This window comes from Arthrobacter humicola (genome assembly GCF_039531445.1).
Lineage (GTDB): Bacteria > Actinomycetota > Actinomycetes > Actinomycetales > Micrococcaceae > Arthrobacter > Arthrobacter humicola.
In genome coordinates, this window is the sequence record NZ_BAAAQB010000029.1 from 136,014 (window position 1) to 156,653 (window position 20,640).

Annotated in this window: 16 protein-coding genes; 8 read left to right on the forward strand and 8 right to left on the reverse strand. The window is 64.0% G+C overall.

Annotation, left to right across the window (positions count from 1 at the left end; all coding sequences use genetic code 11):
* Positions 1–2,527: 2,527 nt before the first annotated feature.
* From ABD243_RS10065 to rpmH, 8 genes are all read right to left on the reverse strand, one after another.
* The gene (locus tag ABD243_RS10065; protein ID WP_344364963.1) at positions 2,528–3,799 is read right to left on the reverse strand and encodes a ParB/RepB/Spo0J family partition protein; all 1,272 of its coding nucleotides are present in this window, start codon (positions 3,797–3,799) and stop codon (positions 2,528–2,530) included.
* A 68-nt stretch (positions 3,800–3,867) separates the two neighbouring features.
* Positions 3,868–4,935: a ParA family protein gene (locus ABD243_RS10070; protein WP_344364965.1), complete on the reverse strand. Its 1,068-nt coding sequence runs from the start codon at positions 4,933–4,935 to the stop codon at positions 3,868–3,870.
* A gap of 87 nt (positions 4,936–5,022) precedes the next feature.
* Positions 5,023–5,673: a 16S rRNA (guanine(527)-N(7))-methyltransferase RsmG gene (gene rsmG, locus ABD243_RS10075; RefSeq protein WP_116766328.1), complete on the reverse strand. Its 651-nt coding sequence runs from the start codon at positions 5,671–5,673 to the stop codon at positions 5,023–5,025.
* A gap of 16 nt (positions 5,674–5,689) precedes the next feature.
* A complete protein-coding gene (locus ABD243_RS10080) occupies positions 5,690–6,280 on the reverse strand; it encodes a Jag family protein (RefSeq protein ID WP_116766329.1) in 591 nt (196 codons plus the stop codon).
* A complete protein-coding gene (yidC, locus tag ABD243_RS10085) occupies positions 6,280–7,254 on the reverse strand; it encodes a membrane protein insertase YidC (RefSeq protein ID WP_344364968.1) in 975 nt (324 codons plus the stop codon). Before yidC ends, ABD243_RS10080 begins: the two co-directional genes overlap by 1 nt.
* A 15-nt stretch (positions 7,255–7,269) precedes the next feature.
* Positions 7,270–7,680, reverse strand: a complete 411-nt coding sequence (gene yidD / locus ABD243_RS10090) for a membrane protein insertion efficiency factor YidD (RefSeq protein ID WP_425547167.1) — start codon at positions 7,678–7,680, stop codon at positions 7,270–7,272.
* Positions 7,644–8,084 carry a ribonuclease P protein component gene (rnpA, locus tag ABD243_RS10095; RefSeq protein ID WP_116766331.1) on the reverse strand — a complete coding sequence of 147 codons (441 nt, stop codon included), beginning with the start codon at positions 8,082–8,084 and terminating at the stop codon, positions 7,644–7,646. Before rnpA ends, yidD begins: the two co-directional genes overlap by 37 nt.
* A 41-nt stretch (positions 8,085–8,125) precedes the next feature.
* Positions 8,126–8,263, reverse strand: a complete 138-nt coding sequence (gene rpmH / locus ABD243_RS10100) for a 50S ribosomal protein L34 (protein ID WP_003800212.1) — start codon at positions 8,261–8,263, stop codon at positions 8,126–8,128.
* A 463-nt stretch (positions 8,264–8,726) separates the two neighbouring features.
* On the opposite strand from rpmH, the gene dnaA reads away from it, so the two are divergent.
* The 8 genes from dnaA to ABD243_RS10140 all read left to right on the forward strand — a co-directional run bounded on the left by dnaA (position 8,727) and on the right by ABD243_RS10140 (position 20,589).
* On the forward strand, positions 8,727–10,148 hold the full coding sequence (dnaA, locus tag ABD243_RS10105; protein ID WP_018775671.1) for a chromosomal replication initiator protein DnaA: 1,422 nt from the start codon (positions 8,727–8,729) through the stop codon (positions 10,146–10,148).
* Between the two features lie 584 nt (positions 10,149–10,732).
* Positions 10,733–11,857, forward strand: coding sequence for a DNA polymerase III subunit beta (dnaN, locus tag ABD243_RS10110; protein ID WP_091248545.1), 1,125 nt, complete (start codon positions 10,733–10,735; stop codon positions 11,855–11,857).
* Positions 11,858–11,960: 103 nt separating this feature from the next.
* A complete protein-coding gene (gene gnd, locus ABD243_RS10115; RefSeq protein ID WP_116766332.1) occupies positions 11,961–12,845 on the forward strand; it encodes a phosphogluconate dehydrogenase (NAD(+)-dependent, decarboxylating) in 885 nt (294 codons plus the stop codon).
* A 27-nt stretch (positions 12,846–12,872) separates the two neighbouring features.
* Positions 12,873–14,096 (forward strand): DNA replication/repair protein RecF, encoded by a 1,224-nt coding sequence (gene recF, locus ABD243_RS10120; RefSeq protein WP_344364975.1) that lies wholly within the window; start codon positions 12,873–12,875, stop codon positions 14,094–14,096.
* Positions 14,093–14,653: a DciA family protein gene (locus ABD243_RS10125; RefSeq protein ID WP_116766334.1), complete on the forward strand. Its 561-nt coding sequence runs from the start codon at positions 14,093–14,095 to the stop codon at positions 14,651–14,653. Before recF ends, ABD243_RS10125 begins: the two co-directional genes overlap by 4 nt.
* Before the next feature lie 454 nt (positions 14,654–15,107).
* Positions 15,108–17,165 carry a DNA topoisomerase (ATP-hydrolyzing) subunit B gene (gyrB, locus tag ABD243_RS10130; protein ID WP_116766335.1) on the forward strand — a complete coding sequence of 686 codons (2,058 nt, stop codon included), beginning with the start codon at positions 15,108–15,110 and terminating at the stop codon, positions 17,163–17,165.
* Between the two features lie 59 nt (positions 17,166–17,224).
* Positions 17,225–19,960, forward strand: coding sequence for a DNA gyrase subunit A (gyrA, locus tag ABD243_RS10135; RefSeq protein WP_344364977.1), 2,736 nt, complete (start codon positions 17,225–17,227; stop codon positions 19,958–19,960).
* Positions 19,957–20,589, forward strand: coding sequence for a DUF3566 domain-containing protein (locus tag ABD243_RS10140; RefSeq protein ID WP_116766337.1), 633 nt, complete (start codon positions 19,957–19,959; stop codon positions 20,587–20,589). The genes gyrA and ABD243_RS10140 overlap by 4 nt, the downstream gene beginning before the upstream one ends.
* Positions 20,590–20,640 lie beyond the last annotated feature (51 nt).

A 20,640-nucleotide genomic window follows, 5' to 3' on the forward strand; every position in this document is an offset into this window, starting at 1 on the left:
GTCAGGCGGGAAGGCGGCCAGGAGGGCGGCCCGAGGGAGGACTCAGGATGACCGGTAAGCCACTTCCATGGACCGAGGCAGCGGGAGCGATAGCGCGCGCCCTAGACCCCCGCTCGGACGGAGCCGGACGAGCACGGCCGCTGCCGGTCGGACACTTGGTGCGGGCACTGCGGAGGGCTTCCAGATCGGCACAGCCGCTGGACGCGAGGTCGGGGCATTCAAGCGGAATCACGTCCCGCTGTTGGGCCGTCGGAGTTCGCGCGGACCAGTTCATGGATCACAACTATGGCCAGCCTTCCTAGCGCCGGGAGTCGGCATCGTTTCACGTGAAACATCCGCGCTCTTGCCAGATGGATCGACTTCGCGCCGTCTTGTCCGCCGACGAACGCCTCGATCACGGGGTGAAGCTCTACCGGCCCTGTGGACGTCCCCGCTCCTGCCGTGGGCCATAGACGTGACTTACGCGGCGCTGGTCCGCATCGGCATCGGCATCGGCATCGGCGAACAGTGCCAGCACCTACACTAGGCGGCGACCATGCCGCTGGAGGGAAAGTCCGAGCCAACGCGATCGAGGGAACGCTTGCTGCCCCTAACGGGGGAGAGCCGCTGGCGCCCTCTCGTACGACACATAGGGGCTGGCTTGCGCACGGAGAAATACCAAAGACGGAGCACGGACAAAAGGTAGCCAGGCGACCAGGCAAATGACCGGGGGAGCCGGGGAGCGCGATCGTCTGGGGCAGTCACACTATTGCTCCTACGCGGGGGATTCCGACTCAGCCGCGACCAAGACGGCCACATTGCTGGCGGTCGCCGCAAACGCAGCTAGGAGGCCCGGGCTTGTGGCCCCGCACCCACAGACCCGCGCCCACAGACCCGCGCCCGCACCCACAGACCCGCGCCCACAGACCCGCGCCCAGGCCCACGCCCACGCCCACGCCCACGCCCACGCCCACGCTGATGATGGCACACCCCCAGGCGTGGTCCGGGGCTCCCGCACCTCGCGCTTGGGCTGGTGCAGTCCATCGACGTCGTGACGGCATACTTTCGCTGTAGCGGATTCCCATCGTGGTCGAGGACAGACAGCCCGAGTCACCGCGGCCGCTATTCGCCGCGACGCAGTGAGGACATGGCATTGGAGACAACAAGTGCCGGCCTCTTGCCGCAAACCGGCGCCCCAGAGTGTGTCCTGTCCAAGAGTCTTCCGCCGTCTGGGCGGAGGTCCGGCTGGAGGGCACTGAATCCAACGGCGCGCGCTGGGCTATCCCGTGCGGGAAGCGGCGTGTGAACCAAAGGGTCGGCTGTGCCGTCCTCCTGGCAGCCCCATCCCCTCATCAGCTGAGCGACATTCTCATCCGGGGAGTTCAGTCGGCCAGAGGCACCGAATGATGTCCACTACTCCCTGTCTTTCTTGTCGGGCGACGGGGACTTTCCTACTCCCGGTCCTCCTTGCGAAGTCGAGGCGCCCTGCCGGCACTGGCCAGAATTCCGAGGTGCAGGCGACTCACCGGAACCCGTCGCCCTGCGGGCCCCATCGCCAGGGCCGAGTCGGATTCCCGAGATCCGGTTGCCGAGATCGAATTGCCGCACGGCAGGCACTACTGCCCGCGGGAGCCGGCGACGGGGCGTCATTTCTGCCCCCCGGCTACTTGCGTTAGTCATGGATCTGGATCCAGGCGGTCATCACGTCACCGAGTCATTTCTGTCCAAACGGAATCCGGCCGATGTCCCCAGGGGCCACCGGTGGCCCCCATGAGTTCGCTGCGAACACAACCTCATGATCCGCGCGCGCAGGCGAGCGGCGATCCGTCGTGGACGCAGTCAGCAACTGTAGAGCCGACCACCTGCTGTCCATCTGCGAGAGCCTAGCCTCCTGGAGGCGAACCAGTGCGTGTGATGTCACGAGCACGGACAACCACTAGTCCGGTATTCCATGTCATGACCATAAGCGCCGAATGGCGGAGACCAGGTGACCAAGGCACCTGCGTCCACCCCGGCCAGCCAAGTGAACACGGTGCCCCTCCCGTCGCGCCGGTGAACCCTGATAAGGAGTCGTGTCCGGCGGTGCGAGTCCACACGAGGAGCAGGCCGGCATTGGGCTTTGGAGGGCGGCATTGGGATTTAGAGGAGAAGAGTACTGCGACCGCGGGAGCTTGCCTTGCGGTGTGGACCTGGGGGAACATCCATTGCGGGCTGGAGGATCTACCACCCAGTCGGAAGACGGAGCCACCCGCGGCCTGCTGCACCAATCTACGCATCGCGGGCAAGCAGCTTACCGCCAACACCCGGCCTTCAACCACGTTCAGGGCGGCACGGACGCACCTCACCAATTTCCCCAAGCGCCACGATGGACCACTCCCGGATGCGGCGGCGGCATCAGCCACGCAGGGTGTAACTAGTGCGCCGCTGGCAGTGAGACGATTCGGCCTCCACCCCTGCAGCGGCAAACGAGGGCATAAAGACAAGGGGCATTAAAAGAAGGTGGGTCTGTTTCACGTGAAACAGACCCACCCCAAACGACTTGGCGACTTTAGCCGGAAGCCCCAGGAGTCAAGACGTCCATAATCCGGTTTAGGTCCTCAACGCTGGCGAACTCGATGCTGACACGACCCTTGCGGGCACCAAGCGAGATCTTGACGTTGGTATCCAGCCGGTCGGACAGCGACGACGCCAAGTAGTCGAGCCTTTCGTGGCGTGCTCCCGGCCGTGGAATGTTGTTCTTGGCCGGTGTCGCGGGGCTCTGGTAGAGAGTCACTGCTTCCTCGGTCGCGCGGACCGACATGCCTTCTGAGACAATTTTCTGCGCCAGGCGTTCCATGGCCGCGGCGTCCGGGAGGGCCAGCAAGGCGCGGGCATGACCTGCCGAAATCACGTTGGCGGCCACACGCCGCTGAACCAGGGGCGGAAGCTTCAGCAGTCGGAGGGTGTTGGACACCTGAGGGCGCGAACGTCCGATCCTGTCGGCGAGCTGCTCATGGGTGGTTCCGAAGTCTTCAAGGAGTTGCTGGTAGGCCGCGGCCTCTTCGAGCGGATTCAGCTGACTGCGGTGCAGATTCTCCAGCAGGGCATCGCGCAGGAGGTCGTCATCGGTCGTATCACGGACAATCGCCGGGATAGTTTCCAGGCCTGCGGCCTGCACTGCACGCCAGCGCCTTTCACCCATGACGAGTTCATAGGGTTCGCCACCTTCTTCGGTTGAAGTGCGGACCACAATTGGCTGGAGGACGCCGATTTCGCGCACGGAGTGCACCAGCTCCGCCATGTCGTCCTCGTCGAAGACAGACCGGGGCTGTTTGCGGTTGGGATGAATGTCCGTGACCGGGATTTCGGCAAACCTCACACCGGGTACGGCCACGAGTTCGACGCCGCCGTCGTCATCGTGCTCGGGAGTGGAATCAAAGGCCAACTGCTCCCCGGCGGCCGCCTCTTTGGCAGCGGTAGTTGAAGCCTTCGGCGCGGGCGTCTTCCGGGCGGGTGCCCTCTTGCTCCCCGCCGCACCGGCCGTGACGCCAGCCCCCGCAGCAGCATCGACACCACCGGATGAAACCGAATCAGGAACAGAAGCCGGGACGTCGGCGGAGTCGTCGGACGTTGCGGCCGCAGCCGGTGACGCCTTGGTTTTCGGGGCGGGGACGTCCAGGAGAATTTCCGTCTCGGACTCGGAAGTCTTCTTCCGGGCTTCGGGAAAGAAGAGGTCCACGGGCCGGGATGGAGCAGCACCGTTTCCGGAGGCGTTAGCCGCGGCGGAACTTGGAATGAGTGCGCCAAGTCCACGGCCGAGGCCGCGTCGCTTATCGCTCATGGATAAATCCCTCCAGTGGAAGAGCCGGGACTCACCTGGCTCTGGCTAGTGCAATTTTTGAAAAGATTCTAACGTTCAGCGATTTCCGCTGCGGCTTCCAGGTAGGACAAGGCGCCGCTGGAAGAAGGATCATATGTCATGACAGTCTGCTGGTAACTCGGAGCCTCGGAAATACGGACGGACCTCGGCACCACAGCCCCCAGCACCTGTTGCGGGAAGTGCTCACGTACCTCCGCCGCAACCTGCGCCGCGAGGTTGGTGCGGCCGTCGTACATGGTCAGGAGAATCGTGGAAACAACCAGATCGGCGTTCAGGTGCTTCTGGATCATCTCGATGTTCTTCAGGAGCTGGCTGAGTCCCTCAAGGGCGTAGTACTCGCACTGGATCGGGATCAGGACTTCACCGGCCGCGCAGAAGGCATTCACCGTCAGGAGCCCCAAGCTCGGCGGGCAGTCGATGAAGATGTAGTCGAGCCGCTCCTCGCCGTTCTTGGCGCGCTCCTTGGAGTACACATCGATTGCACGGCGCAGCCGCTGCTCGCGGGCCACCAGGCTCACGAGTTCGATTTCCGCGCCGGCAAGGTGGATGGTGGCGGGAGCACAGATGAGGTTGTCGATGTCGGGGCACGGGGCCACAACGTCCTTCAGGGGGACGTCGTTGATGAGGACATCGTAGATGCTGTCGACGTCGGCGTGGTGCTCAATGCCCAGGGCCGTAGAAGCGTTGCCCTGCGGATCGATATCGATCACAAGCACGTTCAGGCCGGCGGCCGCCAGGGCAGCCGCAATGTTGACGGTGGTCGTCGTCTTGCCGACGCCGCCCTTCTGGTTGGACACGGTGAAGATGCGGGTCTTTTCCGGCTTGGGCAGCTGCCGTCCCAACAGCCGTTCGCGGCGCTTGTTCTCGTGCGCGAGCTCGCGGGCGATGGGGCTGGAATCATCGATGGAGTCCAGCACGTTGCCCGTGTGAGGAAGGGATGTTTCACGTGAAACACCGGCCATTCCCGTTCCCCTAGCAACCGAACCCGTGTGAGTTCCGGAGTAGTCATGAGCGACTGCGGGAGCCGTAAACGCACGTGCGGACCCCAGGGACATAAACGGCGGGATCCGCTGTGTGGAGGCTTCGCTACTGCTCACTATGACACGCTCACTCTCATTCGGCTTTTACTGCCGGTTACTAGCCTAACCTCTTCCCCTCAGACTCCCCGGGCACCGGGGCCGATGCTAGGCAATCTTTTGAGGCTTGTTTACTACGATTCGGACCACTGTGGTGGGTTCTTCGAGCAGGTCTTCGCCCACCACCACCACAGACGTCTCAATGCCACCCAGCTTGCGGATAACCTTGGCTGCCTTTTCAATTTCCTCGCCGGCGCTGCGGCCCTTGATGGCCACGACTTCGCCCTTGCCGGCCAGGAGCGGAATGGTCAGTCCCGCAAGATTGGAGAGCGCGGATACCGCGCGGGCCGTAACGACGTCGGCGTTCACGAGCCCGACGGCGAGCTCGGCGCGCGTGCGCATGATCGTGACGTTCTCGAGCCCGAGATCATCCACCACTTCCTGGAGCCAGATGACCCGGCGCTCCAGCGGCTCGATCAGGGTCAGTTCCAGGTCCGGCCGGGCAATGGCCAGGCACAGGCCGGGCAGGCCGGCGCCGCTGCCGACGTCGGCAACATGGCTTCCGTGAGCAATCTGGCTTTCGATGACGGCACAGTTGAGGACGTGCCGGCTCCACAGCCGCGGCACTTCCCGGGGGCCAATGAGGCCCCGTTCGGTCCCGGAGGTCGCCAGGTGCTCGACGTAGCGCTTAGCCAGGTCCAGGCGGTCGCCGAAGATCGACTGTGCTGCCTTGAGTTCGGGGGCGGTAATTTCAACCATCAAGCTAGTCAACGGTTCAGTCTGCGGAGACAACGATGTGCCGGTCGGCGCCTTCGCCTTCGGACTCGCTCACGAGCCCCAAATCGGCGACGGCGTCGTGCACGATCTTGCGCTCGTAGGCGCTCATCGGAGCCAGGGCAACGGCCTCGCCGGATTCCTTGACCGTGGCAACGGCGTCTTCAGCGATCTTCTGCAGGTCTCCGGCACGCTCGGCACGGTACCCGTTGATGTCCAGCACCAGGCGGGACCGGTTCTCCGTGGCGGACAGGACGGCCAGCCGGGTCAGTTCCTGGAGCGCCTCAAGGACTTCGCCGTCGCGGCCGACGAGGCTTTCCAGCCCCGCGGATTCTTCCTCGGCAACGATTGAGATGTAGGTGCGGCCGTTGCGGACCTCGATGTCGATGTCGCCGTCGATGTCGGCGATGTCCAGCAGTTCTTCGAGGTAATCAGCGGCCACGTCCCCCTCTTCTTCGAGGCGGCTTGCGGAAACACCCTTGACGGGGCTGGTTCCCGTGTCCTGTGACGCATCGTGGGATGCCTCCTGGGCATCGTCCCGCTCGTCGTCAAACTCGGCGGAAATAGCGTGTTCGGTGCTCTCGGCGGACATTACTTCCTCTTCCTGTTTTTACGTTGCGGCTGGACGCGCTGGGCCTTGGCCTCCACAGCGGCAGCGGCGGAAGCCTCGGCTGCCTCGGCGTCGGCCTTCTTGCCACCCAGAAGGGGCATGGCGGGCAGGCCCTTGGCTGCCCGGCGCTCGGCCAGAGCCTTGGCGGCCGGTGATCCGGGCGTAGGCATCCGGCGGATCACGAAGAACTGCTGTCCCATGGTCCAGAGGTTGGTGGTGGTCCAGTAGATGAGGACACCGATGGGGAAGTTGATGCCACCCACACCGAAGACGACCGGCAGGATGTAGAGCATCATCTTCTGCTGGCGCATGAACGGGCTGGCCAGGGCCTCTTCGGACATGTTCTTGGCCATGATCTGCTTCTGCGTGATGAACTGCGAGGCCGTCATGGCCAGGATCATCACGATGGAGAGGATCCACACGGCGGTCTGGTTGCCGCCGCCGCCATGGAGCAGGGACGCGGACAGCGGTGCGCCGAAAATGGTGGACTCATCGAACTGCTTGACCTGCTCGGCGCTCATGGCGCCGATGCCCTGGCCGCTGACTTTGGCGCTGCTGATGCCCGAGAGCACCTGGAAGAGCGCGAAGAAGAACGGCATCTGGATCAGCATGGGCAGGCAGGCCGAGAACGGGTTGGTGCCGTGCTTCTTGTACAGCGCCATCTGTTCCTGCGCCATGGCCTGGCGGGAGAGCTGGTCAGTCTTGCCCTTGTACTTGTCCTGCATCTTCTTCAGGTCCGGCTGCAGCAGCTGCATGCCGCGCTGGGCCTTGATCTGCTTGACGAAGACGGGAATCAGCGCCGCACGAATGACCAGCACGAGCCCGATGATGGACAGGGTCCACGTCCAGCCGTTGGCCGGCGACATGCCGATGGCGCTGAGGCCGTCATGGAAGCCCACCATAATGGCTGAGACCAGCCATTTAAATGGGGCCAGGATTGTTCCAAAGATGTCCATACGATTCCCTATTCGTCAGGCCGCAGGGCGGCCTTCTCCATCAGGCTGAGCAGCCAAGTACTTGTCCGGATTGTTCAGCACAACAATTGTGGGGGTGTGGTCGGCCGGCCACTCCCGGTGCCCGGCGGGGACATGGTCCACACCGCCGGCATTCCATGGGTGGCAGCGCAACAGGCGCCGGGCAGCCAGCCAGCTTCCCTTCACGGCACCGTGTACCGTGATTGCCTCAAGGGCATAGGCCGAACAGCTGGGAAAAAAGCGGCACACCTGGCCGTACAGCGGCGAGACCACCTTGCGGTAGGCCATCAGCAGCAGGATGAGAATGTTGCGGGGCAGGTTCCAGACCACCTTGCCCAACCAGCGCAGTGCAGATCCGAGAGTCACAACGCTCAGACGGGGGACGACGGCGGCAGTTGAGTTACGCACGCGGGGGTCCCTTCCTGTGTTGTCTCGTAAGAACCTGATGAAGCAGCCTTGGGAAGGCGGTTGCCCAGCCGCTTCATGGTTGTTTCCAAAGCGGCGTCATAGTCTGCGAGCAGCTGGTCCCAGCTGGCCCCCGCCGCGGCGGGCAACGCCCGGACCACGATGGCAAACCCGCTGCCGTATTTCTGCAACGACAAGGCGCCGGCTTCTCTCAGTCTCCTCTTAACGAGGTTTCTGACAACAGCGTTCCCGACACTCTTGGAAACGATGAATCCGATCCGGCTTGGTTCATCGGCAGCGAGAGCTGCCGTATATAACACTACGTTCCGGCGTCCATTGCGGACACCGGAACGTACAGTTGTTGAAAAATCGGTTGATGTCCGCAGACGGTTCCTGGTGGCTAGCACCGTTAAACTCGCACAGGGATGTGGACCGACGAGTCAGTTATTTAGGCCGACAGTTCGGTGCGGCCCTTGCCACGACGGGCTGCCAGGATGGCACGGCCGGCACGGGTACGCATACGAAGGCGGAAGCCGTGCTTCTTGGCTCGACGGCGGTTATTCGGCTGAAAAGTCCGCTTGCTCACGTTAGTTACTCCAGTGGATCAAAGGTGCGCCCACCCGATCAAGGGGAAGAACTGGCCGACGCTAAGTTTTGTATGTGCCGCTTCCCTCGTAACTCGCACGGCGCAGGGCGTCGAGAAAGAATCAAATGAGGCGAAAAGCGTACACATGGGACTTCACAACGTTAGGGCTTGCCAGCCTCCGGAGTCAAACCGAGGGTCGGCTCGCTGCGTTTCCCCAGCTGTGGCTAACTGCCGTCGCAGCCTGTGGATGAAGTGCGTCACGCGCCCCGTTTGAGAACCACAACGGTGTAATTATCCACAGGACAGAACCCAGCTATCTTCTAGCGTTTTCATCCCCTACAGTGTCTCAGTAACCCCTTATCCACGGACTGTGCATAACCCTGTGGATTGAGCCGGGCCGGCGCACAGCTCCGGACCGCGTGGATGCACGTAATGCAGGCCAGCAAGTTTGAGGAACTGATTGATGACAGTAGACGAAGCCAACCAAGCCAACACTGTCGGAAGTTCCTGGCGGCGGGTTGTCAGCCTTCTGGAGAACGACCACCGTGTCTCTCCCCGGCAGCGCGGCTTCGTCATCCTGGCCCAGGCGCAGGGCCTGATCGGTTCCACCCTTCTGGTGGCTGTCCCCAACGAGCTCACCCGCGAAGTCCTGCAGACCCAGGTCAAGGAAGCCCTGGATGACGCCCTCCGGAGCGTCTTCTCCGACGAAATCCGCTGCGCGATCGACGTCGACACGGATCTGGTGCCGCTGCACACGGAACCCGAACCCGCCGTCGAGCTTTCCCTCGCCGCCGATCCGACTGTGGAGTTGAAGCCGCAGCCGATGCTGCCGAGCACCTCACACGAATTCGGCCGGCTCAACCCGAAGTATGTCTTTGACACCTTCGTCATCGGATCCTCCAACCGGTTCGCCCATGCGGCTGCCGTGGCTGTGGCGGAGGCGCCGGCGAAGGCCTACAACCCGCTGTTCATCTACGGCGACTCGGGACTGGGCAAAACCCACCTGCTCCATGCGATCGGCCACTACGCACGCCGGCTCTACAGCGGAATCCGGGTCCGGTACGTCAACTCCGAGGAATTCACCAACGACTTCATCAACTCCATCCGTGACGATGAAGGCACCAGCTTCAAGACCACGTACCGCAACGTGGATGTGCTGCTGATCGACGACATCCAGTTCCTCGCCGGCAAGGATCGGACGCTGGAGGAGTTCTTCCACACGTTCAACGCCCTGCACAACAACAACAAGCAGGTGGTCATCACCTCCGACCAGCCGCCAAAGCTGCTCGCCGGATTCGAAGACCGCATGAAGTCACGCTTCGAGTGGGGCCTGCTGACCGATATCCAGCCCCCGGAACTCGAAACCCGCATCGCGATCCTTCGGAAGAAGGCCCTCAGCGAAGGCCTCTCCGCCCCGGATGACGCCCTCGAATACATCGCGTCGAAGATTTCCAGCAACATCCGCGAACTTGAAGGCGCCCTCATCCGCGTGACGGCCTTCGCCAGCCTGAACCGGCAGCCGGTGGATGTGGCCCTGGCCGAGATGGTGCTCAAGGACCTCATCACCGACGACGGTGCGCAGGAAATAACTTCGGCCCAGATCCTCACCCAGACAGCCGACTACTTCAAGCTCAGCATGGAAGAGCTTTGCAGCAAGTCGCGCACCCGCACGCTGGTGACCGCACGGCAGATCGCAATGTACCTGTGCCGGGAGCTCACGGACATGTCCCTGCCCAAGATCGGCCAGGAGCTCGGCGGCCGCGACCACACCACCGTGATCCACGCCGACCGAAAGATCCGCGAACTGATGGCCGAGCGCCGGGTCATCTACAACCAGGTGACCGAGCTGACCAACCGGATCAAGCAGCAGCAGCGCAATTCCTGAGCCGACGGCCGGCGCACTCTTACCTTATTAACAGGGCCCTGTGGACAACCCTGTGGATACTTAAGGGGACAACCGCGGTTAATGGGCTTAAAACCCTTAAGGCGCCTGTGGATCGGCGATCCGGCCAAAAATCTTGTCCCCATCCACACCCTGTTTAAAACCTGCTCCACCCACAGCCCATGAACAGGGCTTAACCGCGGATTCGCACGGCAGGATCGAGTTATCCACAGTTTCCACAGCAGTTATTAACACTACTAATCCCAAGAAAATGAAATTCCCTCAAACAACAATCTCCTTCCGCCTCCCCGCAGCGCCCAGGCCCGTTCCGGACCGGCGCCGGACACCGGCCCCGCGAACCACACTCGTGTAAGCCGGGGATGGGAGAAACGCTCACCTTGGGGCTAAGCTGTCTGCAGTGCGTCCGTCCCGGACATCTTTTGTGGTTCCCACCGGGCCATGGAGCCGGGGAGGGCGGACGCTTCCCTTGTTGACGGAGTTCGGCAGTCCTGCCGGGGTCCGCGGCAGCTTGAGATGTTTTAGCGATTTTCAGCACTGACAGCAGCAATGAAAGGCGGCACCCTTCCGTGAAGTTCAGAGTCGAACGGGACGTCCTGGCAGAAGCCGTGACATGGACCGCCCGGTCGTTGTCTCCGCGGCCGCCCGTTCCCGTACTTTCAGGCCTGCTCCTGAAGGCTGAAGCCGGTACCGTCAGCCTCTCGAGCTTCGATTACGAGACCTCTGCCAGGCTCGAAATCCCTGCTGACATCAGCACCGAAGGCACCATCCTGGTGTCCGGACGCCTGCTCGCGGACATCTGCCGCAGCCTGCCCTCCGCCCCCGTCGAAGTCGAAACCGACGGCAACAAGGTGACACTGACGTGCCGCCGAAGCAGCTTCCACTTGGCCACGATGCCCGAGGCCGAATACCCGCCCCTTCCGGCCCTGCCCACCATCAGCGGCACCGTTCCGGGCGATTCGTTTGCCCAGGCGGTATCCCAGGTGATCATCGCGGCAAGCAAAGACGACACCCTGCCGATCCTGACCGGTGTGCGGATGGAGATCGAGGACGATCTCATCACCCTCCTGGCCACCGACCGCTACCGCCTGGCCATGCGGGAAGTCCCGTGGAAGCCCGTGACTCCCGGCATCTCCACGAGCGCCCTGGTCAAGGCCAAGACACTGAACGAAGTGGCAAAAACGCTGGGCAGCAGCGGCGACATCAACATCGCCCTTGCCGACGACGACAGCCGGCTGATCGGTTTCGAGAGCGGCGGCAGGACCACCACCTCGCTCCTGGTGGATGGTGACTACCCCAAGATCCGTTCGCTCTTCCCGGAATCCACGCCCATCCACGCCACCGTGCAGACCCAGGAACTGGTCGAGGCCGTGCGCCGCGTCTCGCTGGTCGCCGAACGGAACACCCCTGTCCGCCTCGCCTTCACCCAGGGCCAGCTGCATCTGGATGCCGGCACCGGCGAAGACGCGCAGGCCTCGGAGGAACTCGAAGCCCAGCTGACCGGTGAGGACATCACGGTGGCCTTCAACCCGCACTACCTGATCGAAGGCCTGAGCGTCATCGAAACCAAATTCGTGCGCTTCTCCTTCACCACCGCGCCCAAACCGGCCATGATCACGGCCCAGCAGGACGCCGAGGGTGAAGACCAGGGCGATTACCGCTACCTCGTCATGCCCGTCAGGCTCCCCAACTAACTAACAGATCTGGCCGTTTTGACCCCTCAAAGCGGCCACAACTGCCAGTCAGCTCGGTGACGTCACCAACGAAGCACCCCCAGCGCAGAAAAGAGTTCATCCCGTGCACATCGGACTAATCGGCCTTGGAAAAATGGGCTTCAACATGCGCGAACGCCTGCGCAACGGCGGCATCGAGGTCACCGGTCTTGACCGGAACCCGGACATTACCGACGTCGCCACCGTGGACGAGCTCATCGCCGCCGTTCCGGCTCCGCGCCTCATCTGGGTCATGGTCCCCTCGGGCGACATCACCGACGCCGTGATCACCGAACTGGGCAACAAGCTCGACGCCGGCGACCTCGTCATTGACGGCGGCAACTCGCGGTTCACTGAAGACCAGAAACACGGTGCCGCGCTGGCCGAAAAGGGCATCAGCTTTGCGGATTGTGGCGTCTCGGGCGGAGTATGGGGCCTCCAGAACGGCTACGGCCTCATGGCGGGCGGCGATGCTGCGGACATCGAGCGCGCCCTCCCCGTCTTCGATGCCCTCCGTCCTGCCGGCGAACGCGCCGACAGCTTCGTCCACGTGGGCGGCATCGGCGCCGGACACTACGCCAAGATGGTCCACAACGGGATCGAATACGGCCTGATGCAGGCCTACGCGGAAGGGTACGAACTCCTGGCCGCGAAGGACATCGTCGCCGATCTTCCCGGGACCTTCCGGGCCTGGCAGAAGGGCACGGTTGTCCGCTCCTGGCTCCTGGACCTCATGGTCAAGGCCCTCGACGAGGACCCCGGACTGGAATCGATCTCAGACTACGTCGAGGATTCGGGCGAAGGCCGCTGGACTGTCGAGGAAGCGATCGCCAACGCCGTGCCTGCACCTGCCATCACGGCTGCGCTGTTCGCCAGGTTCTCCTCCCGCGAGGACAACTCGCCGGCCATGAAGATGGTGTCCGCGCTGCGCCACCAGTTCGGCGGCCACGCGACCCGGCCGGCCAAGTAATCCTGCCCGTGAGGTCCTGAATCCCGCGTGTACCTAGAAAAGCTCTCGCTCACAGATTTTCGCAGCTACGCCCAGGTTGATCTCAGCCTGGAGCCCGGAGTCACCGTCCTGGTGGGGTCCAACGGCATCGGCAAGACCAACCTGATGGAAGCCATCGGGTATCTGGCCACGCTCAACTCGCACCGGGTCAGCACGGACGCGCCGCTGCTGCGGTTCGGCACCGAGCGGGCGATGATCAGGGCCAAGCTGGTCCGCGGCGAGCAGGCCACCGTCCTGGAACTGGAAATCAACGCCTCCCGGGCCAACCGCGGACGGATCAACCGCAGCAATCCGGTCCGCGCCCGGGATCTTCTCGGCATCTGCCAGACGGTGCTCTTCGCGCCGGAAGACCTGGCGCTGGTCAAGGGTGATCCGTCGAACCGCCGCCGGTTTCTGGACGAACTCCTGGTCAGCCTCATGCCGCGGCACGCCGCCACCAGAAGTGACTACGACCGGGTCCTGAAGCAGCGCAACGCCCTGCTCAAATCTGCACGGGCCGGAAAATTCACGGCCGGGCATGAGGCAACACTGGATGTCTGGGACCAGCACATGGCGCGGGCCGGGGCCGAACTCCTGCATGCCCGCCTTGAGCTTGTCGACCGCCTGCAGCCGCACCTGAATAACGCCTACGCGCAGCTCACCGACGGCTCAAAGGAAGCGTCCGCGGTGTACCGGTCCACGCTCCAGGACATCCTGGACGACGACGGCGCCGCATCGCGGCCCGCGGGAGACTCCGGAAACGGAGCCGAGGCCGGGGCCGCCGCGCCCGCGGAAGACCTGCGCCTGCTCGACGTCGGGCAGCTCACCGACCGCTACATCCAGGCCTTTGCCGCGTCCCGCCGCAGGGAACTGGAACGAGGTATCTCTTTGGTGGGACCGCACCGCGATGAGCTGGAGCTCGTGCTGGGATCGGCCCCGGCCAAGGGCTACGCCTCGCATGGTGAAACCTGGTCCATGTGCCTGTCGCTGCGCCTGGCCTCGTACTACGTCATGCTTGACGACGCCCGCACCGGCGGATCGCCTCCGATCCTGATCCTGGACGACGTTTTTGCCGAGCTTGACGTCCAGCGGCGGCGTAAACTGGCCGCAATAGTATCCGGCGCCGAGCAAGTGCTGGTCACTGCCGCCGTCGAGGACGATATCCCGGCGGAACTGACCGGACGGCGGGTGAAGGTCATCCCGGGAGGAATCGATGAGCAGGACAATCGATGAATAAGGATACCGACGGCGGCCTGCAGCCGGGCCGCGACCCCGACGACATCGATGCGGCCCAGGCAGCCCTGAACAGGATGCGCGACGCCGCCGCAGCCCGCGGCGAGATCCGGCGTGCGGTCCCGCGCTCCGGCACCGGAACCCAAAAACCTGCCCGCAGCGCGCGCGGAACCCGCGGGTTCACCCAATTCCACGGCACCGGCCGGGATCCGCTGGGCCTGGGCAAGGTCGTGGGACGCCTTGTGGCCGAACGCGGCTGGACCTCGCCGGTGGCCGTCGGATCCGTCATGGCACAGTGGGCCGTCCTGGTGGGGCCGGAAATCTCCGCCCACTGCACTCCCGAGAGTTTCACGGACACCACCTTGCATGTGCGGACCGATTCAACGGCGTGGGCAACCCAGCTGCGGCTGCTGAGCAGCAGCCTGCTGGAAAAATTCCGCACCGAGCTCGGCGACGGCGTCGTGACCAGCATTCAAGTGCTTGGACCGGCCGCACCAAGCTGGCGCAAGGGCCTCCGGACCGTTAACGGCCGAGGACCCCGTGACACGTACGGATAGCCCCGGAAGGCACGGCGCGCGCCGGATCTGAAGCACTTCTTGCAAAAACCCTTGAAAAATCCCCGAACGGCGTGTAGGGCGCTCGAACGCCCCGGAGTCGTATAGGCACCCTAGGGCTGGACCCCGAAAGCCTTGCAGGGGGAGCCAGCGGCCTCTCAGCGGCACTTTCCCACCCGTTTGGCGCCCTGGAATGCGGGTTTGCGCCCTATAACACGATAGAATCGTTGAAGATAACTGGGCGCCGGTGAAACGTTGACTGAGTCCGTTTCCGACGCAATTTCAGCGTGCGGCGGACGGATTCCCAAGTCGGCGTAACCCCGGAGCCGTCAGTGACGTGCCTGTTGGCAGGAGCCCTTTCCACGGTAGAGGCAAGGGCCGGCCTTCAACGAACATAGAGGAGTCGAAAGCGCCTGTGGCTAACGACAATGCAGACATCCGGTCAGCGGAAGATGTAGTGGAAGACGTAGTGAAAGAGGCGGCGGTAGCGGGGTCGTCCGGGACCGCGACTTCGCACGAATACGGCGCCAGCGACATCACGGTACTTGAAGGCCTGGAGGCAGTCCGGAAGCGTCCGGGCATGTACATCGGTTCCACCGGTCCCCGCGGCCTGCACCACCTGGTCTACGAAGTCGTCGACAACTCAGTTGATGAGGCATTGGCCGGCTACTGCACCCACATCGAAATCGTGCTGCAGGCCGACGGCGGCGTCAAAGTGGTGGACAACGGCCGTGGCATCCCGGTCGATATGCACCCGACCGAACACAAGCCCACTGTGGAAGTCGTCATGACCATCCTGCACGCCGGCGGCAAGTTCGGCGGCGGCGGCTACGCGGTCTCCGGCGGCCTGCATGGCGTCGGCATCTCGGTGGTCAACGCGCTCTCCAGCAGGGTCAACACCGAAGTCCGACGCCAGGGGCACGTCTGGCGGATGTCCTTCGCCGACGGCGGCAAGCCGCAGGGCGGCCTGGTCCAGGGCGAGGAAACCTCCGAGACCGGAACCACCCAGACGTTCTACCCGGACGCCGGCATCTTCGAGACCACGGAATTCGACTTCGAGACGCTCCGCGCACGTTTCCAGCAGATGGCGTTCCTGAACAAGGGGCTACGGATCACCCTGACCGACGAACGCCGCGCACCGGAGGAGCCGTCCGATGACGCGGACCTCGATCTGGACGCCGTTGCCGTCGAGGGCGAAGTCCCCGCGGAGTTCCACACCGTCGTCTACCAATACGACGACGGTCTCCTGGACTACGTCAAGCACCTGAACTCCGGCAAGAAGGTCGATGTGGTCCACGAGGACGTCATCGCCTTCGAGACCGAGGACACGGAACGGCACATCGCCCTGGAAATGGCGATGCAGTGGACCAACGCGTACTCCGAGAGCGTCCACACCTACGCCAACACCATCAACACGCATGAGGGCGGCACCCACGAAGAAGGCTTCCGTGCCGCGATGACGTCGCTCATCAACCGCTACGCGCGCGAGAAGAACATCATCAAGGAAAAGGATGACAACCTCACCGGTGACGACATCCGCGAAGGCCTGACGGCCGTCATTTCCGTGAAGCTCTCCGAGCCGCAGTTCGAAGGCCAGACCAAGACCAAGCTCGGCAACTCCGAGGTCAAGGGCTTTGTCCAGCGGGTTGTCACCGACGGGCTGGGCGACTGGCTCGAGCGCAACCCCGGCCCCGCCCGGGACGTCATCCGCAAAGCGATCTCGGCCGCCCAGGCGCGCATGGCGGCCCGGAAGGCCCGCGACAACGCCCGCCGCAAGAGCCCGCTGGAATCCTTCGGCATGCCCGGCAAGCTCTCCGACTGCTCCTCCAAGAACCCGGAGAAGTGCGAGGTCTACATCGTGGAGGGTGACTCGGCCGGCGGTTCGGCCAAACGCGGCCGCAACCCGGAGACCCAAGCCATCCTGCCGCTCCGCGGCAAGATCCTGAACGTGGAACGGGCCCGCCTGGACAAGGCACTCGGCAATGCCGAGGTCCAGTCCATGATCACGGCCTTCGGCACCGGCATTGGCGAGGACTTCGACCTTGCCAAGCTGCGGTACCACAAGATCGTGCTCATGGCCGATGCCGACGTCGACGGCCAGCACATCACGACGCTGCTGATGACCCTGCTGTTCCGCTACATGCGCCCGCTGATCGAAAACGGCTTCGTCTACCTCGCCCAGCCGCCGCTGTACCGGATCAAGTGGTCCAACGCACCGCACGATTACGTCTACAGCGACCGTGAACGGGACGCGAAACTGCTCTCCGGGCAGGCCGCCGGCCGCCGGATCCCCAAGGACAACGGCATCCAGCGCTACAAGGGCCTCGGCGAAATGGACTACACGGAGCTGTGGGACACCACCATGGACCCGGACCACCGGACCCTCCTGCAGGTGACGATGGACGACGCCCTGGCAGCGGACCAGATCTTCTCCGTCCTGATGGGCGAGGACGTGGAATCGCGCCGGAACTTCATTCAGCAGAACGCCAAGGACGTTCGGTTCCTGGATATCTAGCGGCGAAAACCCCCTAATATTCCAGAGCTGATATATACCTGAAACGGAAAATATAGACTATGAGTGACGAAACACCCGAGGTGCCGGTCGGTTCGACCGGCTCCGAGCCCGTCCTTGAAGGCGCCATCCTCGACGGCGACGTGCTGACCGACCGCGTCGAGCAGGTGGACCTGCAGACCGAAATGCAGCGCTCCTACCTCGACTACGCCATGGCCGTCATCGTGGGCCGGGCCCTGCCCGATGTCCGCGACGGCCTCAAGCCGGTCCACCGCCGCGTGCTGTACGCGATGTTCGACGGCGGCTACCGCCCGGAGCGCTCGTTCAACAAATGCGCCCGTGTGGTGGGCGAGGTCATGGGCCAGTACCACCCGCACGGCGACACCGCGATCTACGACGCCCTGGTGCGCCTGATCCAGGACTGGACCATGCGCTACCCGCTGGCGCTGGGCCAGGGGAACTTCGGTTCGCCCGGCAACGACGGGGCCGCGGCCCCGCGGTACACGGAAACCAAGATGGCCCCGCTCGCCATGGAGATGGTCCGGGACATCGACGAGGAAACCGTCGACTTCCAGGACAACTACGACGGCAAGAACCAGGAACCGACCATTCTTCCGGCCCGGTTCCCGAACCTGCTGGTCAACGGCTCGTCGGGCATCGCCGTCGGCATGGCCACCAATATCCCGCCGCACAACCTCCGCGAGGTCGCCGACGGCGTCCAGTGGTACCTCCAGAACCCGAGGGCCAGCCGCGAAGAGCTTCTCGAAGAGTTGATCCTGCGCATCAAGGGACCGGATTTCCCGACCGGTGCCACGATCCTCGGGCACAAGGGCATTGAGGACGCCTACCGCACGGGCCGCGGCTCCATCACCATGCGCGCCGTGGTCAACGTCGAGGAGCTCCAGGGCCGCACGTGCCTGGTGGTCACCGAACTGCCGTATCAGGCCAACCCGGACAACCTGGCCATCAAGATCGCCGAGCTGGTCAGGGACGGCAAGATCTCCGGCATCGCCGACCTCCGCGATGAGACCTCCGGCCGCACAGGCCAGCGCCTGGTGATCGTGCTCAAGCGCGACGCCGTGGCCAAGGTGGTGCTCAACAACCTCTACAAGCACACCCAGCTCCAGGACAACTTCGCGGCCAACATGCTCGCGATCGTTGACGGCGTGCCGCGCACGCTCAGCCTTGATGCGTTCATCCGCCACTGGGTTACCCACCAGATGGACGTCATCGCCCGCCGCACCCGGTACCGCCTGCGCAAGGCCGAGGAAGAGGCGCACATCCTGCGCGCCCTGCTCAAGGCGCTGGATGCGCTCGATGAGGTCATTGCCCTGATCCGCGCGTCCAACACCACCGAGGCCGCCCGCGACGGGCTCATGGAACTGCTGGACATCGATGAGCTGCAGGCCCGGGCCATCCTAGACATGCAGCTGCGCCGGCTTGCGGCCCTGGAACGCCAGAAGATCCAGGACCGCCATGCCGAACTCGAGGCCCTCATTGCCGAGTACAACTCGATCCTGGCCTCTGAGGAGCGCCAGCGCGAGATCATCAGCACCGAACTGGGCGAAATCGTAGCCAAGCACGGCGATGACCGCCGCACCAAGGTGCTCATGGGCTTCGATGGCGACATGTCCATGGAGGACCTGATCCCCGAAGAGGAAATGGTGGTCACCATTACCCGCGGCGGCTACGTCAAGCGCACCCGCAGCGACAACTACCGCTCCCAGCAGCGCGGCGGCAAGGGCATCAAGGGTGCCCAGCTGCGCGGGGATGACGTCGTGGAGCACTTCTTCGTCACCACCACGCACCACTGGCTGCTCTTCTTCACCAACCTGGGACGTGTCTACCGGGCCAAGGCCTACGAGCTCGCCGAAGCCGGACGCGATGCCAAGGGCCAGCACGTGGCCAACCTGCTGGCCTTCCAGCCGGATGAGCACATCGCCCAGGTCCTGGACCTGAAGGACTACCAGCACGCCCCGTACCTGGTGCTCGCCACCAAGCGCGGCTTGGTCAAGAAGACCCGCCTGGAGGACTACGACACCAACCGGTCCGCCGGCGTGATCGCCATCAACCTGCGCGACGGCGATGAGCTTGTCTCGGCCCAACTGGTGTCCGAAACCGATGACCTCATGCTCGTCTCCCGCAAGGGCCAGTCCATCCGCTTCACCGCGACGGACGAGGCGCTGCGCCCGATGGGCCGCGCCACCTCCGGCGTTACCGGCATGAAGTTCCGTGAGGACGACGAACTGCTCGCAGCCGACGTCGTGAAGGACGGCTCGTTCGTGTTCATCGTGACCGAAGGCGGCTTCGCCAAGCGGACCGCGGTAGAGGAATACCGGCTTCAGGGCCGCGGCGGCCTCGGCATCAAGGTCGGCAAATACCAGGAGGAGCGCGGTCACTTGGTGGGCGCCCTCATCGTCCAGGAAGAGGACGAGGTCCTGGTGGTCATGGAGGGCGGGAAGGTGGTCCGCTCCTCGGTCAGCGGTGTGCCGGCCAAGGGCCGGGACACGATGGGTGTGATCTTCGCCAAGCCGGACAAAAACGACCGCATCATCGCCGTTGCGCGCAACAGCGAACGCGGGCTGGAAGGCGACGAGCCTACCGACGGTGAAGATACCGGCGAAGAGGCCGGCGGCGACGCTCAAACTCGGGCTTCCTCGCCGGATGACGTAACGTTGGCTGAAGATGGCGGATTGCACGAGAGGTCCGCAGCGGCAGAATCAGTACCGGCCCCGGAGTCAGATGAGTCATCAGGCAATGCCGAGCTGGACGAAGACAACACCGGAGGTAACGAGTGAGTAATTCCGACTCATATCCCAAACCGAGCAGCGGCGTGCCGGGCGGAGTGCGGCAACCTGCCGCAGCACCGCGTGTGGGCGCTCCCTCGCGTCCGCAGCAGCGCCCCGGCGTGTCCGGCGCGGCCACGGCTGCAGGCCAGCGGCCGCCGGCCCCCGGCCAGCGCCCCGCCGTGCCCGGCCAGCGCCCCGCCGTGCCGGGACAGCGCCCCGCTCAGTCCGGCGGGCAGAACTCGGCCGGATTGATCAAGCCTGCCCCCAAGGCGAAGGTACGCCGGGCCAGACTGCTGATCAGCAAGGTGGACCCCTGGTCCGTGCTGAAAATGGCCTTCCTGCTCTCCGTAGCCTTGGGCATCGTCACGGTCGTGGCGGCAATCGTGCTTTGGACCGTCCTGGACCTGACCGGGATCTTCGACCAGGTGGACAGCCTGCTCGGGACCCTCGCGGGCTCCGAAGGCGGTGGCTTCGAACTGAAGAAGGTGGCATCCCTGGGGCAGGTGGCGTCGTTCGCCACCATTATCGCCGTGATCAACGTGGTGCTGCTGACGGCCCTGTCCATGCTTTCCGCGGTGCTGTACAACATCGCGGCGACGCTCGTGGGCGGCATCGGTGTGACCCTCACGGACGACTAAACCCGTATTTTTCCGCGGAATCCTGCGGAAAAGTTCCTCGATTTGAGATCG

Bases quoted from the DNA above. Each gene is read 5' to 3' on its own strand.
- gyrA (WP_344364977.1), top strand. From the start codon at position 17,225: ATGAGTGACGAAACACCCGAGGTGCCGGTCGGTTCGACCGGCTCCGAG.
- ABD243_RS10065 (WP_344364963.1), bottom strand. From the start codon at position 3,799: ATGAGCGATAAGCGACGCGGCCTCGGCCGTGGACTTGGCGCACTCATT.
- ABD243_RS10125 (WP_116766334.1), top strand. From the start codon at position 14,093: ATGAATAAGGATACCGACGGCGGCCTGCAGCCGGGCCGCGACCCCGAC.
- ABD243_RS10080 (WP_116766329.1), bottom strand. From the start codon at position 6,280: ATGTCCGCCGAGAGCACCGAACACGCTATTTCCGCCGAGTTTGACGAC.
- rsmG (WP_116766328.1), bottom strand. From the start codon at position 5,673: ATGGTTGAAATTACCGCCCCCGAACTCAAGGCAGCACAGTCGATCTTC.
- dnaA (WP_018775671.1), top strand. From the start codon at position 8,727: ATGACAGTAGACGAAGCCAACCAAGCCAACACTGTCGGAAGTTCCTGG.
- yidC (WP_344364968.1), bottom strand. From the start codon at position 7,254: ATGGACATCTTTGGAACAATCCTGGCCCCATTTAAATGGCTGGTCTCA.